The sequence below is a fragment of the Kolteria novifilia genome (assembly GCA_007748055.1).
GTDB classification, from domain to species: Bacteria; Planctomycetota; Planctomycetia; order Kolteriales; family Kolteriaceae; genus Kolteria; species Kolteria novifilia.
Window position 1 is genome coordinate 6,040,386 of sequence record CP036279.1, and the last position, 14,430, is coordinate 6,054,815.

Annotated in this window: 13 protein-coding genes and 1 pseudogene; 7 read left to right on the forward strand and 7 right to left on the reverse strand. The window is 61.2% G+C overall.

What is annotated here, in order from left to right; translation table 11 throughout:
* Positions 1–473 precede the first annotated feature (473 nt).
* Positions 474–1,460, forward strand: a complete 987-nt coding sequence (locus Pan216_RS22180; protein WP_145264261.1) for a DUF1559 domain-containing protein — start codon at positions 474–476, stop codon at positions 1,458–1,460.
* Between the two features lie 33 nt (positions 1,461–1,493).
* Positions 1,494–1,949, forward strand: coding sequence for a hypothetical protein (locus tag Pan216_RS22185; RefSeq protein WP_145261491.1), 456 nt, complete (start codon positions 1,494–1,496; stop codon positions 1,947–1,949).
* A 4-nt stretch (positions 1,950–1,953) separates the two neighbouring features.
* Here Pan216_RS22185 and Pan216_RS22190 read toward each other — a convergent pair whose 3' ends face one another.
* Positions 1,954–3,891, reverse strand: a complete 1,938-nt coding sequence (locus Pan216_RS22190; RefSeq protein WP_145261493.1) for a vWA domain-containing protein — start codon at positions 3,889–3,891, stop codon at positions 1,954–1,956.
* A 178-nt stretch (positions 3,892–4,069) separates the two neighbouring features.
* On the opposite strand from Pan216_RS22190, the gene Pan216_RS22195 reads away from it, so the two are divergent.
* The 3 genes from Pan216_RS22195 (at position 4,070) to Pan216_RS22205 (ending at position 6,974) form a co-directional block, all read left to right on the forward strand.
* A complete protein-coding gene (locus Pan216_RS22195) occupies positions 4,070–5,176 on the forward strand; it encodes a hypothetical protein (RefSeq protein WP_145261495.1) in 1,107 nt (368 codons plus the stop codon).
* 50 nt (positions 5,177–5,226) lie between these two features.
* Positions 5,227–6,216: a type I phosphomannose isomerase catalytic subunit gene (locus Pan216_RS22200; RefSeq protein WP_145261497.1), complete on the forward strand. Its 990-nt coding sequence runs from the start codon at positions 5,227–5,229 to the stop codon at positions 6,214–6,216.
* A gap of 263 nt (positions 6,217–6,479) precedes the next feature.
* Entirely contained in the window at positions 6,480–6,974 is a 495-nt protein-coding gene (locus Pan216_RS22205) for a hypothetical protein (RefSeq protein ID WP_145261499.1), read from the forward strand.
* Positions 6,975–6,988: 14 nt separating this feature from the next.
* Here Pan216_RS22205 and Pan216_RS22210 read toward each other — a convergent pair whose 3' ends face one another.
* Positions 6,989–7,672, reverse strand: a complete 684-nt coding sequence (locus Pan216_RS22210) for a ParA family protein (protein WP_419192847.1) — start codon at positions 7,670–7,672, stop codon at positions 6,989–6,991.
* Between the two features lie 375 nt (positions 7,673–8,047).
* On the opposite strand from Pan216_RS22210, the gene Pan216_RS22220 reads away from it, so the two are divergent.
* Positions 8,048–9,292 (forward strand): ISL3 family transposase, encoded by a 1,245-nt coding sequence (locus tag Pan216_RS22220; protein WP_145257924.1) that lies wholly within the window; start codon positions 8,048–8,050, stop codon positions 9,290–9,292.
* A 9-nt stretch (positions 9,293–9,301) separates the two neighbouring features.
* On the opposite strand, the pseudogene Pan216_RS22225 reads toward Pan216_RS22220, so the two are convergent.
* Positions 9,302–9,589, reverse strand: a pseudogene (locus Pan216_RS22225) (ParA family protein); the annotation flags it as partial.
* A 245-nt stretch (positions 9,590–9,834) separates the two neighbouring features.
* Between Pan216_RS22225 and Pan216_RS22230 the strand changes: the two are divergent.
* Positions 9,835–10,719, forward strand: a complete 885-nt coding sequence (locus Pan216_RS22230; protein ID WP_145261503.1) for a pseudouridine synthase — start codon at positions 9,835–9,837, stop codon at positions 10,717–10,719.
* A 36-nt stretch (positions 10,720–10,755) separates the two neighbouring features.
* On the opposite strand, the gene Pan216_RS22235 is transcribed toward Pan216_RS22230, so the two are convergent.
* From Pan216_RS22235 to Pan216_RS22250, 4 genes are all read right to left on the reverse strand, one after another.
* A complete protein-coding gene (locus tag Pan216_RS22235) occupies positions 10,756–11,556 on the reverse strand; it encodes a hypothetical protein (protein ID WP_145261505.1) in 801 nt (266 codons plus the stop codon).
* Positions 11,557–12,385: 829 nt separating this feature from the next.
* A complete protein-coding gene (locus tag Pan216_RS22240) occupies positions 12,386–12,685 on the reverse strand; it encodes a PilZ domain-containing protein (RefSeq protein ID WP_145261507.1) in 300 nt (99 codons plus the stop codon).
* Positions 12,686–12,873: 188 nt separating this feature from the next.
* Positions 12,874–13,605, reverse strand: a complete 732-nt coding sequence (locus Pan216_RS22245; RefSeq protein WP_145261509.1) for a DUF4190 domain-containing protein — start codon at positions 13,603–13,605, stop codon at positions 12,874–12,876.
* A gap of 124 nt (positions 13,606–13,729) precedes the next feature.
* Positions 13,730–14,410 (reverse strand): hypothetical protein, encoded by a 681-nt coding sequence (locus tag Pan216_RS22250; protein WP_145261511.1) that lies wholly within the window; start codon positions 14,408–14,410, stop codon positions 13,730–13,732.
* Positions 14,411–14,430 lie beyond the last annotated feature (20 nt).

The window sequence follows — 14,430 nt, forward strand, 5'->3', positions numbered from 1 at the left end:
GAAGGGAAAGCCCCCTCGCGAAGACGGGGTTCGTCGATTCGAGCCGACGGTCCCCATCGTCCGCTTACCGGGGGTTATAGCGAATCGCCCCTCCCAGGCTTTCCCCGAAAAGGGCATCCTCGGGAAGAAACGGAGCGAGCCGGTAAGCGACTCGGTGGGTCAAGCGACGTGTCACCCTAGATGGGTCGGGGAGGTTGTCAAGCGAGGCGGGTCAGAAGCGAAATCCGAGGAAGCACGATCAAGGGTCCGCCCTACCGGGTCTTCTCCGCGTCCCCACGACGAGACGGGAACGTGACACCCGGAGGGGGGATGCGACACGCGTTCGCGCGAACCGACGATCAATCGACGGCGGGGGCGATCAGAGCGTGGCTGATCGCGTTGAGCGACCGCCTCTTTCATGCAAGAGTCGAACCAGCTATACTGCAAATCACCTTATTCTTTTGTCGCCCATCGCTCATCAAAAGGAGTATCCCATGAAACGCCGGCCAGGCACGTCGGGATTCACGTTGGTGGAACTACTGGTTGTGATCGCGATTATCGGCATCCTGGTGGGCCTGCTCCTTCCCGCCGTGCAACAGGCTCGCGAAGCGGCGAGAAAAATGCAGTGCCAGAGCAATTTGAAGCAACTCGGTGTGGCGTTCAATTCCTACGCCGAGTCGCACGGGACGCTGCCGATTGGGAATGTCGACGGATCGGGCGCCTCCATCGGCCACTCGTGGTGGATCGGAATGATGCCCTATCTCGACCAGCAAGCGATCTATGACGGATTCGACGCCGAAGTGGCGTGGTCGGGTTGGAGCGCGGCCGTCAACAGGGATCTGCTCCGGGGTGTTCGTTTTCCAGTCATGCGTTGTCCGTCGTCGCCGGTGGACGAAATGGGCGACGAAGGAATGCTCTCCCAAGACCCCTCCTACATGGGTGTCTCCGGTGCCGCTCCTGGCGGTGGGTTCACGGAAACGAGGACGCAAACCGGCGCCAATTGCTGCGCCGACGGTGCCAGGGGAAGCAACGATCCCATCTACTCACGAGGAGGCCTCTTGATGCACAACGAGAGCATCCGCCTCGCCGAAGTCACCGATGGAACCGCGAAGACCATGATCGCCGGCGAAGCAACCGACTACTTCACCGTGATCGACGGTTCCGGGCAAGAGATCGTCAGTCCATCCTGTGGTCACGGTTTCCAAATGGGAGCTCAACCGTCGGGCAACAACATCGGGCGCCTTTGGAATCTCACGACTGTTCGCTATCCGATCGGCAACAAGTTCTTCGCGCGAGCGGACGGCATACTCGATGGAATCAGTTCCAACAATCCCCAAAACCTTCCGTTCAACAGCACTCACGGTGGCGGTGCCAACATCCTGATGCTCGATGGATCGGTTCACTTCTTGTCGGAGGGATTTGACTTGCTGGCGCTCAAACGCTTGGCAACGCGCGACGATGGCGAGCTGGTCGAATTCTGAAGAACCGAAACATCGCCATGGAGACTCGTTTCGATGACCAACTGTCCGATCAAGTCGCTTCTGACGTTGTCGCTCGTGACACTGGTGACTGGTTGTGGCGCCTCGGACCTCGGGCCCTCCGGCACCGTCGAGGGCAAGCTGCTCCTAAACGGCAACCCCGTCATGGGCGGGAAGATCACCTTCGTCGGTAACAAGGGATTCGGCGGCTGGAGCAAGATCGGCTCCGACGGAACGTTCAAACTGATCAATGGCAATGGTAGACCGGCCATCCCCACCGGAGACTATCAGGTGATGTTCGGCCCCTTGCCCCTCAAGCCGATGAGCACTCCTTCCGACGAGGATTTGATCAAGAATCCCGAACGAAGCAAGCAGCCTGAGGGTGACACGAAAGCCTTTCCCAAGATTTTCCGTGCCCAGGCCACCTCGCCGTTGCGAGCGACCGTCAACGAAGGCTCGAACGAACTGACGATCAAAGCGATGACGCGATGATCGGCTAGATCGCCACCCGGCGATGGTAGACGTACCACTCGAAGAGAAGGAGGAGAAACGCGAGCACCGCCAGGGGACGCCAAAACTCCCAACGAAAGCTCAAGTCGCTGCGAGCGTCGGTCGTCTCCACCGCCCCGATGGTGATCGTTTCCCTCGGCCCAATGGAGGTCTCCGCACGGTCGAAGAGATTGACGGTGCTCAGCCGTACCTCCTCGTCCGACTCGATTCGGTAGACCCCGGGCTCCTCCGTCTCGAGAAGCATCGCCCGCCCCCCGCGTCGTTTCTCGAGTTCGACGCGGCGCTGGTCGGGAAGGGTCACCACCGCCACTTCCTCGCTGCCCCCCGTTCGGATCTCGATCGGCTCCCCCGGACGCGTGCTCGGTCCTCCTTCGACGTCGACGCCTCCCAGGAACCGGATCGCATTGACGACATAGAGAGGAAAACTCAACTTGAGCGGCCAATCGGTCTGCCAAGCCCCATCGAGCCCGAGCAACGGAAAGGTCTGGACCAGGTCGGTCATGACGCCGCGTTCCAACGCGAAGATCAGCGGCCCGCGATCGCTCTCGACGAGCAGACTCGCTCCGCGCGGGGGCGCGACCTTGATCGACTCGGTCACCGCGACGTCGTCGAGGCTGAGCAGACGCATCACCGGATGACTCGTGTCGACGGTCACGATCGCCGGAGCGGGGGTCATCTCCGTTTGACCAACATCGAACGTCGGCGGCAACGCTCCCAGAAAGAAGGTGTTGGTCTCGGGCATCGACTTGGGCGTGCAGCGATCAAAGATGATCAGGTCGTAGTCGGCCACGGAGACATCGCTGGCCAGGTCGCGATCGGCGAACGACGCCGGCTGCCGTTCGATCGTCGCCCAGCGCCCCATCGCCTCGGTCCGAAGAACCGCCTCGAGCGGCGGATCGTCATCCCCCACCACCAGAACGCGGGCCTTGCGAGGCGGGTTGACCACCGTCCACGCCCGATTGTCGACGGCGAGATCATCCTCCACCTCGAGGCGAAGCTCGAAGACCTCCCGCTCGCCCGAACCGACAACGAACCGCAGCGCCTGCTCGCCTCCCTCGGGGATCTTGACCGACTGGACGTCGATCGTCCGCCCATCGACCGCGAGGACCGCCGATCCCTCGATGGGCTCGCTCCCCGGATTGGCCAATCGTGCGAAGAGGGTCATCCGATCCGGATCGAGCGGATCGGGACGCGCGGAGAAAGCGACGATGCCCGCGTTGCGATCGGATGTCCCCATCGCGAGGTAGGTTAACGAGAGGTTTCCCAGCGCGAGTTCCTCGGGCGTGTCGAAGCGACCATCACTGTAGAGGTAGAGGTCGGCGGGAACGGCTTCCGGGTCTTCCTCGCCTGCCTTCTGCGGATTGGCGAGCCCGCTGGCGACCGAAAGCGCCTCGCGGATGTCGGTCTGCCTTGCGGTCGGCTCGATCGACGCGATCGCGTTGCGAAGCTCGGCCTGATTGGCGGTGTAGGGACTGACGACGCGGGCGACGTTGCTAAAGGCGATGACCATCGCCGCGTCGCCGTCGCGCATCTGTTCGACGAGTTGAGTCGCTTTGGACTTGGCGAGTTGGAGGCGACTCGAGGCCCCGCCGCTCGTCGCACCATCGGTCGCCGACATGCTCGCGGAGTTGTCGAGCAGCAAAATCAATCGTCGTCCGGTCTTGGTCGCGGCGAGGGTCGGTCGCAGCAGCGCCGCGAGCAGCGCCATCACGACCAGGAGTTGCAACAGCAGGAGGATATTTCGGCGCAGTCGTTGCCAGAAGGTGTTGACCCGTAGGTCCTCGATCGAGCGACGCCAAAGGAGCGTGCTGGAGACCTCGACGGGATGCCGCCTGAGCTTGAGAAAATAGAGTGCGACGATCGCCACCGGGGCCGCGAGCGCCGCCGACCATCCCCAAACGGAAAGGGGGGAAAGAAACTCCATGGCGCCACGATCCTCGAACTCGACGTGACCGGCGAAAACGCTCTGATCGAAGGGACGGCCCCCGCGCCGCCGCAAAGAAACGATTGAGAATCGGCCAGCGACGACGTACCCTAAACAAGTCGGAGACGACTTCCGTGCCAGTCTTTGATCCTGACCTTTCAACGACTCGGTTTCAAGAATGCCTATTAAGTTTCGCTGCTCGAGCTGTGCTCAACTGATGGGAATCGCCCGTCGCAAGGCGGGGACGGAGATCAATTGTCCCCGTTGCGGGGCCGAGAATATCGTTCCCTACGAGGATGAGTTCGAAGCGCCCAACGCCGCTTCCGAGCAAGAGTCGGACGTCGAAGCCATCGAAGAGGAGCAACCCGCGGAGTCTTCGCGGGAAGAGGCCCCCGCTCCCTCCATCCTGGAGCGGAGCGATTTCGACAGCTTACTCGAAGGTTCTCCCCGTCCCCGGCCCTCGAAGCGGTCGCGTCCCACCACCACGGCCGCCGCGGCGGCGTCGACCACGCTCGAACGTCCCGAACCGAAGACGCCGCGACCTCAAGCGACGCCCAAGCCGAAGGAGAAGAGCGAGCCGGTCAGCACCGAAGCTCCCGCTCCCCTGCCGGGCGACGCCTCGCTCTTGGCACCTCCTCCATCCGAACCGACCCAGGGCCGGACGGTGTCGGTGATGATCTTCGCCGTGAGCCTGGTGGTGGCCTTGGTCGTGGGCGTCGTCTTTGGTCGCTACGTCGTTCCCAGTCGGAGTGTCTCAACCGCGTCCGTCAACGAAGCGCCTTCAGAGTCCGAGCCCGAGGATCCCGCGGTCGAGGATCTCGGCCCGGAACTTCCGCCCGAGGAACAGCCCAAGGTTCGTGGGACGATTCAATACGCGAAGGATGGTGTCGAAGCGGGCGATGTGGGAAGCACCGTTGTCGTCTTCCCCTCGGGTAAGAAGCCCAACGTTCGGATCGAAGCGCTCGGACTGCGGCCGCAAGATCAACAGCTTCAGCACAAGCCCGGTCTCGATCAGCTCCGCCAGTGGGGAGGCGATATCGGGTATGTCGGCGATGACGGTCAATTCGAAGTCAGCGTGTCACGGCCGGGGCCGTATCATATCTTGTTCCTGTCGAAGAATTCGGAGCCCAGCCCCGATCAGCAGCTCTTCCCCTCGGAGGCCGCGATGCTTGGGCAGTTCTTCGCCGATGTGGACACATTGCTGGCCGACAGGCAGTTCCTGATCGTGCATCGCCGGTTCGAGAAGAGCGGATCACAGAACGTGAACTTCGTCTTCGAGGACTGACACGAATCCTTGCCTGTCAGCGCCGGTAGGCCTCTACCGCTGGAGATGACATGGCGCTTCCACCGTTGGTCCTCGATCCCTACCTTCGCCCTCAAATCTGGGGAGGACGCCGGCTCGAGTCGGTTCTCGGCAAGACCCTCCCCGACGACGGTTCCTACGGCGAGTCTTGGGAAGTCAGCGCTCATCGCCACTCGGTCAGCCGGGTCGCCGACGGCCCCTTCGAGGGAATGCTCCTCACCGACCTCTGTGCCGAGCGCGCCGCGGAACTCTACGGCACCAACCGGCCCGAGAACGATGAATTCCCCCTCCTGATCAAGTTCCTCGACGCCCAGAAGCTCCTCTCGGTTCAAGTTCACCCCGACGACGAGACCGCCGCCCGACTGCTCGGCAACGAACGCGGCAAGACCGAGTCGTGGGTCGTCCTCGACGTCCAGCCGGAAGGACGTATCTACGCCGGTCTCAAGGAGGGGGTCACCCGCGATGACTTGCAGCGGCACCTCGAGGCGGGCACTACCGACGAGTGCCTCTATTCCTTCCAGCCCAAAGTGGGCGATTGTCTGCTCCTCGAAGCCGGCACCGTCCACACCGTCGGCGGCGGCGTCATGATCGCCGAGGTCCAGCAGTCCAGCGACGCCACTTTTCGACTCTTCGACTGGAACCGGCTCGGCACCGACGGCGTCCCCCGCCAGCTTCACATCGAGGAGTCGCTCGAGTCGATCGACTGGAATCGCGGCCCCCTGCACCCGCTCGAGCCGACCGAGATCGCCGGATTCCCCGACGGTGTCCAGGGCCAGGGGCTTTCTCGCAGTCCCTTCTTCGCGATGGACCGCTACCGATTCTCGGCGCCCTTGCGCAATCCGTACGAGAACAAGCTCTCGATCTGGATGATCCTCGACGGCTTCGTCGAGTTGGAGAGTCCCACCGAACGCCGCGGTTTCCCCAAGGGAACGACGGTGCTGCTTCCCGCCTCCGCCTCGGAAGCGACGTGGCATCCCAATAGTGGCGAGGTGACGATCCTTGGAGTCACCCTTTCCCCCTAACTTGTCTCCTCGCGAGAATCGGAGGGGAAAGAACTTTTTTTTCGACTATCATTCAAGTTCGCGACGCGATCTGCCGAAGAGGGTGATAAGGGTCAATAGTGCCTTGTCCGAACAGAGGTGGGAACGAGCGTTGCGAACGTCCAAGCTAGTTATCCTGGGATCAATGGTCCTCTCGGCCGGGTGTGCCGGGGAACGGCTTTCGCTGCCTGGAGATCGGGTACCGACCACCCCGTCGCCGCCGAGTGTGCAGGCGGAAATCCGCGATGCTCGTTACTTCCTCGGCTACCCGTACCAGAACTCCGGGCCAACCACCGGTTTCAACCCGCCTCAGTCGGTGGTTTCCCAGACCGGCAACTAGCCTCTTCCTCCTCGTCTGCCTCCTTCTCACAGGCTGTGAAGCGGTCGCGAAGCGCGATGCCGGACCGACCGAACTTGCCCCGAGCGCCTCGCTCGACGACTTGCGCGTCGCCACCAAGGAACGACTCCGCGAGTGCCTCGTCGCGTTCTACAACGACGACTGGGAAGCCTTGTCGCTTCATCAGCGAGAATTGGCGGGGCTCGTCCCGCAGTGGAATGCCCAACGACCCGGGCCCGGAAAGCGCGCCTGGTTCCGCGGCCAGACTCGAGGTCTTGACCAAGCGGTCGAACTCCTCGGCGAAGCCTCCCAACGTCACGACGTCGTCGCCGCGACCGTCGCCCTCGAGCGTCTCGCCGATCATCTCGCCAATCTTACCTCGAAAAACGAATCACCAGAATGAACACCGAGTGGCACCTATAGACGTCGCACGATTCCTTGCATCGCATCTCTACACTTCCTCAAGTTTTCACCTGTAATTTGAGTGTTGCGACCACTTATATTGTGTGCTCCTGTTGCGAGCTGAGTAAATGGTTTCCCTTGCGCAAATGCTACGACTCCTGTCGTCCCAAAGTCCCGAATGTCTTCAACTCCGTTCGCTATTGACGAAAAGGTGAAGATGTCTGGCCTATCTCGCATGGCGTCTTCAATGTACTTCTCAATCTCTCTCATGACTGAGCCGTAAGCTGACGCGGCGCCCATGTATTGCGTCAATCGATTCTTTGCAAGCAGATGAATTCTCGGCAGCTCTCTGTTGTCGTCCTTCAGCTTTGTGGTGAACGAGTAATCCGAGTACATCTCGGAAGGAAGCCTGTGGCCATGAATCAGAGCGATCGCATTTTGAACCGCTCGTCGAGACGAATCGTCAGGCATGACAGGCAAGACAAGCGACTTTGCTGCAGACAAAGCAATCTGCGTGTACATCGCAAAACTCGGGTTTGTATCGATGAACACGGTGTCAAAGTCTTCTGATACGTTGTGTATGAAGTTTGAAATCCAATCCGCAACCGCTAGCCACGGCTTCTGGCCAGGGATCTGTGCGTTCGCAAGTGTGGCGATCGCATTCGATTGAAGTTCAAGAATTGGATCACCTGCTAGCAACAGAATGTTTCCTGGTATTGAAGAATTAAACGTGAAAGGCCTACACAGGAAATTCTGGCTCTATTGCCAAATCTGTGGGTGGTGAGTGTCTTCTCCGTTCCGCTTGGTAGTGGAGGTTACCGCCGTATGCCAAGGGCCGCGTCCGGCTGCTGCTTTGCCTGGTCTTCTCGCTTCGCTCGCCCTGCATCCTCGCCATCGTGGCTCGGCTTCGGTCGCCCGGCAAAGACTCCTCCTTGGCCGTTGGCGGGGAGGATGTTCCACTGGTCAAGCGGAAAGGAGAGGAGTCGGCAGGAGGCCAAAAAGAGCATCCCGCTCTCGAGTGGCGCATGATGGAGTTTGCAAGGACTTCTTCAAACGCCAGCCGCGAGAGACGGGATGCGACTTCAGGTTATCCTCAACGCCTTGGAGCGTCACGGGAGTTTCGTCTACGAATCGGCGGCTTGGGCCGATTCGTCGAAAGAGGGACTGCTGGTTCGGGTTCGCCCACGGCGTCGCAGCCGGCCGATCTGTTCGGGTTGCGGGAATCGTGGCGGCACGTACGACCACTTGCCGGAACGCCGTTTTCAGCACGTGCCGTTGTGGGGCCTGGCGGTCTGGTTCGTCTACGCGGCGCGGCGGGTCGCATGCCCTGCTTGCGGGGTGAAGGTGGAACGCATTCCCTGGGCGTCGGGCAAGGAGCGGACGACGTCGAGCTTCCAATGGTTCCTTGCCCGTTGGGCCAAACGCTTGAGCTGGCGCGAGACCGCCGCGATTTTCGGCACGAGTTGGCACACCGTCTTTCGTGCGGTGAAAATGGCGGTTTGCTGGGGAATCCGCCATCGCGACCTGGAAGGGATCGAGGCGATCGGCATCGACGAGGTCGCCTACCGCAAGGGCCATCAGTACTTCACCCTGGTCTATCAGATCGACCGCGGATCGCGTCGTCTGCTTTGGGTCGGGCAAGACCGGACCAAGGAGACGCTCGGTCGTTTCTTTCGTTTCTTCGGCAGGCGGCGAACCGAGCGGCTGAAGTACATCTGCAGCGACATGTGGAAGGCCTACCTGTCGGTCATCGCTCGCGAGGCCAATGGGGCCCTGCACATCCTCGACCGCTTCCACATCATGCAGTTGTTCAACAAGGCGATCGACAAGGTGCGGGCCCAGGAGGCACGCGAACTCAAACGCAAGGGCTTCGAGGTGCTCAAGCGGACGCGTTGGCTGCTGCTCAAGCGTCGCGGCAACCTCAAACGCAAGGAGGTCCTTCGTCTCAACGAGTTGTTGACGCACAACCTCAGGACGGTCAAGTGCTACCTGATGAAGGAAGACTTCCAGCGGCTTTGGGACTACAAGGCTCCCTGGCGGATCGGATCCTTCTTCCAGGAGTGGCTCGATCGGGCCTTGAGCACACGGATCGAACCGATGCGCAACCTGGCACGAACCCTCGAGCGTCACGCCGAGCAGATCTTCAATTGGTTCGAGGCAAAAGGAGAGATTTCCGCGGGCGCCGTCGAGGGAATGAATCTGAAGGTCAAATTGACGACCCGCCGATCCTACGGCTTTCGCGACCCCAGCACCCTCAAATACGCTCTCTATCACAATCTCGGGAACCTCCCCGAGCCACCATCGACCCACAAATTCTGAAGACGAGGCGAAATTCTTAGCATCGAAATCTGGAGGAGAGTATGGAGATGGCAATCTCAAGTCGAAATAGCCACCAACCGTTCGCCGTGGGTTCTCTCCTTGCAAGGTCGTAAGATTCTCACTTCCTTTCCCCATCAAACCACCAAGAAACAACTCTGATAGATTCGCTTGGGGGCACAGATCGAGTATGAGGATCTTCTCCGATGGGTTCTGCTCAGCGTACATGCTCGAAGCCTGGAAGGCCAAGCTCGTTTTCCCGGTACCTCCTTTGTTGTTCCAAAACGCATAATTCTTCAACGGTTCGCCTCCAACACATCACAGATGATTCAATCCGCACTCAAAACAACCTTTTAACGCACATCATACGACCTATCAACCATCCAATCCACGCCAACTACAAGAATACGACGGTTCTACAGATTGTTCAGAACCTCGGTTTTCGCCCCATCTTCGCCGATTCGTACAATGCTTCCCTTGGGAATCGACGGCAGTCGCTCGCGGGAGTCGCGCCCCAACGGACTCGCGCTCACTTGGCGGACACCATGGACGAAACGAAGGACGATCACGTCCGCTTGAACAAGTTCCTCGCCTCGGCGGGCGTCGGCTCCCGGCGTCACTGCGATGAGATCATCGCCGCGGGGCGCGTCAGCGTCGACGGCAAGCCGGTGCGCGAACTCGGCCTGCGCGTCGATCCCGAGAAGCAGTCGATCGAGGTTGACCACGAATCGGTCACCGCCGAGCGGAAGGCCTACTGGCTGGTCAACAAACCCGCCGGCTACCTCTGCACCAGCCGTGATACCCACGGTCGCCCCACCGTGCTCGACCTGCTCCCGCCCATCGGCAAACGCATCTACACCGTCGGCCGTCTCGATGAAAACAGCACCGGACTGATCCTGCTGACCAACGACGGCGAGATGGCCAACCGGCTGACCCATCCGCGATTCAACGTCTCCAAGAGCTACACGATCACCGTCGCCGGACGCGTCGGCAAGGACGTCATCGACCAGCTTCTTCAGGGGGTTTGGCTCGCCGAGGGCAAGGTCCGGGCTCGCGAGATTCATCGCCTCGGGTCGAAGGGGGATTCGACGCGACTGCGGCTCGTCTTGAACGAAGGCCGCAACCGCGAGATCCGCCGGATGTTCGCTCGCTTCGGCCACAAGGTGATGACCCTCGAACGCAGCGCGATCGGGCCGATTCGCATCCGTCGCTTGCCGCTCGGCCACGCCCGCTCCGCCACGGAGGAGGAAGTGAGCATGCTTCGGCGACTCGCGTTCCCCAGCCAGGAGCCCGAAGTCACCAAGCGCGTCGTCCGCCCGCACCGCAAGTCGGCCTCCACCCGCCGCGCGACCCTCGCGAAGTCGAAGCGTCCCGGTCCCCCGCGTGGCCCCGGCCCGAAGAAGAAGCCGCGCATGAAACGGCGCAAGTGAGCGGTTCGGTCGCCACCAGGGAATCGAGCCCGCGAGCTATTCCCGTTCCACCGTCACGCCCAACTCCTCGATGATCTCTCGGGCACGCGCGTCGCGACGTCGCTCGAAAACTCTCTTGAAGGGAAACAACTGCGACCAGGTCATGAAGTACGTGCCGACGAACGTCGGGACGTAGCTGGTACCATCGTTCGTCAATCGCAGGTAGCCGTCATCGAGCGCCGAGTCATACTCGACCGCGAGCTCCGTCGCCAGCCAACGCACCACGTCGCCATGATCGCGCGTTTCCAAGGTGAGGATCCGCCTCGACGAGGAAGCCTTCGCCATCAGCACCGCATCGTGCACGCGGTAGAGCGTCGCGATGCTCTTGATCCACGGCACGTGCAGGGCGAACGTGTTCGGCGGTGTCCGGAAGGCGCTGACCGCGTTGGGATTCCCGGTGAGGAAGACCTCGCCCGATTGAAGCTGTGTCATGAACTCGACATACTGCGTCACCAGCGACCAATGCTCGGCCGCTTTGCCGTAGATCGTCACCGCCATCGCGGCGCACGCTTCGCGTTGGTTGATGTAGACGCGAAGAATGGTCGCGGTCCCGGTCGCCTGTTTGGGGAGGCAAAGCGTCTCGACGGCCTCGAAGTCGAGCTGGTGAAGCTCCTCCTCGACCTGCTCCAAGTGATCGTTCACTTGTCGGGGAAGCGTGTTGTCCTCGGGATCGACGATCTCGATTTCGGGGTTCGCTTCGATCCGGTGAAACGCCAACACCAACAGCGGCAGCCCAAACACGTAAAGAGCCGCTCCCACCACGAGCAGCGACAACAGAAAGTTCACCAGATCGCCCACCGCAGGTCCTCGAAAGGGGTCCGATCCTCATCACACCTACACGAATCCTAAGTTGTTTAGCCGCTTTTTTGGACCGAGACTTCCAGTGCGGATGGAATGATACACCTCCCACAGCCGTAGAGTATCGCGTTTGTAGCATACGGGACGAATTCCTCCCGAGAGAGATTGATCCTTTCTATTGTTCGCGAACCGACAGCGTCATCAGCTGACGCATGTGTTTCGCATTTCGATGGACGCACCCCAAAGGGTTGTTGCCTGCGCTTGAGGCGTACCTCTCCCAGCGAAAGAGCAAGCGAGTAGTCTCCCTCCGCTTGCGAACTCCTGGCATGTGAATCTGGAGAACCGATTGATGTTTCGCGCGACTCGCCACTTGGTCACGAGTCCACTTTCGCGCTGGCGGCGGTTTCGGCCTTCGCCAACCGAGCGTTCGCGATCACTCGCCCTCCGCGCTCAATTCGAAGGTCTCGACGAGCGCGCCGTTCCCGCGATCCTTACCGTCGACACCCTCGTCGACGAAGCGGACGGCGACGTCTCGTGCCACGAATGCTTGGTAAATTGCCCAGAAGGCTCTTGGGTGCCATACCCACGCTCGCCGCGGGCTTGCGGGAATCGCTACTGACTCGGCGCGCTTCCGCATGATTGAGGGAAGAGGCTTCAAATAGCGAACTTGCCCATCGGGACGCGAGGGCTGCGTCAAACGCAAGATTTCGGGTTGTGAATCCACGGTCACTTCTCACTGGCTGACAAGCAGCCAGTGCCACCCGAACACTTGGATCTGACAAAGCATTCGGAGATCGCAGCGAAGAAGTGAACGCGGTCGCGCTGACGACTACTCGTCCTCGTCTTCGTCTTCTTCGGGTGGTTCGATCCAGCGAATGCCGATGCGGTACGAAGCGTTCTCTTCGTCGTCGATGTAGATGATCGTCGCGGTGATCGAGCCTTGGCCGTAGACGACGTCGATCCGTTGCCCGATCTCGAGCCCCTCCGCGTCGAGAACGCGGATGCCCAGACCGCCGAACGATTCGTCGATGACCTCCGCCTCGCGCAGACCGCTGGCATCCTCCCCCAGGGGCTTGAGCGTCACCCGGGAAATGTCCTTGGGAAACCGTATCCAGTTGCGCTGTCTCATCCGCGTTTCCTCAGAGGGAGAACCGGGAACGATCGCCGCCGTCGGACCATCTAAATCAACGGACAGCTAGGGGCGACGGCCCCCTAGTGCTCTGCTCCAACTTGAATTCGGTGTTTGTACAACCCGAATCCCTTGTCACTGGCTGACAAGCGGTCAGTGGCACCCCAAGTCCGCGATGGACCAGTGCCCTACGGCTTGGGCGCCTCACTCTTGGGAACGAGGTGCGTCGCGCTGACATACCACTGACGCCCACTCCATTCACCGCTATAGGCGACCGATCCCTGAAGCTGCAGCGAGCACTCCAGGACGTTGTCACCCACCTCGAGGGCGTAGCGAACAAAGATGACGTCGTAGCCCCGCTCTTGACCGACCGGCACCGTTTCGAGCAGGGTCACTTGCGTCTGATCGAGCTTCCCGCCAAGCTCCTTGACGATCGGCTTGCGGAGAAAATCGCGATAGGCCTGCTTGTTGCGGGAGATGAGGTCCTCGGGACTCCCCTCCAACCCGACGCGACTGATCGGCGGATTGGTGAGAAAGAACGCGTCGGGGGCACGGTTGGTCAGCAAGTCGTCGAGGAAGTTGTTGGCCTCCTCGAGGGCCTCGCTTCGCAGGATCCCCCAGCGAACGTAGTGCTGCGTCACAGCGCCGGCACCGGCGATGAGCGAGATGAGCAAGCCGGCTTTCGCCAGCACCTGACCCGCGTACTCGTGCTTGGCCCGTTCGAGCCGATAGGAGGTGATGCCGGAGATGATGAATGCGATCGCCGGCAAGAACCAAAAGGCCGGCCCGCCGAACGCGAGGATCGACAAGATGCCGAGCCCCAAGCTCACCACGGCCATGGGAGCGATCGGGCGATATTGTTCTTCCGGCTCGCGCGATGAAAAGCGCGGGACCGAGCCAAGGTCGGTGCCCGTACTCATAGGGGACGGCCCTTCCAATTCGATTCCCAAGGGATGGTAACCACGATGGCAACCACCCCGGCGGCTGCCCTTCCTGTCTCTTCAGGATACCCGCCTGACCCGACGGCGACAATCCAACGATGGCTCAAAGAAAGGCGCCCCCCGCCAACCACTCGGCGTGCCGCTTCTCCAATTCCGCCACCGGGACCTCTTTCCCAATCGTGCGAAGGGCCAATCGCCCCACGAGCACGACCCCCTTCTCGAGCGGCCGACCGAAGAGACGGTAGTCGATCGCCCGAGCCGACTCCTCCACCATCGCGGTCCCGGTCTCGCGCAGGTCGGCGAAGATCCCGAGCCGCTCCGCCTCGCCCAGCAGCGCGATCGCGCCACGCTTGGGGCCAAGCTCCACCGTCGATTCCCCCGCCAGGGGCAGTTGGGGAGCCGTCGTCGACCAGTACGTTCGGATGATTCCCGTCAAGTCGGTGATCGGCTCGACGGTCTGCAGTCGAAGCTCGACATCGAGCCCTTCTTCCCCGACGAGGAAGCGAACCGTCCCCGCCAACCCGACCGGCGACTCGATCCGAAGGGGGATCACCAGCGTCGGCTCTTGGACGTACGCGGCGCCCGCGAGAGGTTGGATTTCGACCGCTTCCGCGACGGTTTGGAAGGAAATCGGTCCAATTTCGAGCAATTTCGGCGCGAATTCGCGCCATTTCGGCCCCAATTCGACCCAAGAACCGGGCTTTTCGGCGCCCCGCAGCACGACGCGTCCGCTCAGGGCGCCCCCCTCGAACGCGAAGCCGCCATCTTGCTCTTTCCAGTACACCTGGATCAAATCCTTCACCA

What these genes read in the sequence shown, in the direction of transcription:
- Pan216_RS22195 (WP_145261495.1), top strand. Translation starts at nt 4,070, where the DNA reads ATGCCTATTAAGTTTCGCTGCTCGAGCTGTGCTCAACTGATGGGAATC.
- Pan216_RS22200 (WP_145261497.1), top strand. Translation starts at nt 5,227, where the DNA reads ATGGCGCTTCCACCGTTGGTCCTCGATCCCTACCTTCGCCCTCAAATC.
- Pan216_RS22220 (WP_145257924.1), top strand. Translation starts at nt 8,048, where the DNA reads ATGCGACTTCAGGTTATCCTCAACGCCTTGGAGCGTCACGGGAGTTTC.
- Pan216_RS22180 (WP_145264261.1), top strand. Translation starts at nt 474, where the DNA reads ATGAAACGCCGGCCAGGCACGTCGGGATTCACGTTGGTGGAACTACTG.
- Pan216_RS22185 (WP_145261491.1), top strand. Translation starts at nt 1,494, where the DNA reads ATGACCAACTGTCCGATCAAGTCGCTTCTGACGTTGTCGCTCGTGACA.
- Pan216_RS22245 (WP_145261509.1), bottom strand. Translation starts at nt 13,605, where the DNA reads ATGAGTACGGGCACCGACCTTGGCTCGGTCCCGCGCTTTTCATCGCGC.
- Pan216_RS22230 (WP_145261503.1), top strand. Translation starts at nt 9,835, where the DNA reads ATGGACGAAACGAAGGACGATCACGTCCGCTTGAACAAGTTCCTCGCC.
- Pan216_RS22190 (WP_145261493.1), bottom strand. Translation starts at nt 3,891, where the DNA reads ATGGAGTTTCTTTCCCCCCTTTCCGTTTGGGGATGGTCGGCGGCGCTC.
- Pan216_RS22205 (WP_145261499.1), top strand. Translation starts at nt 6,480, where the DNA reads ATGCTCGTTACTTCCTCGGCTACCCGTACCAGAACTCCGGGCCAACCA.
- Pan216_RS22240 (WP_145261507.1), bottom strand. Translation starts at nt 12,685, where the DNA reads ATGAGACAGCGCAACTGGATACGGTTTCCCAAGGACATTTCCCGGGTG.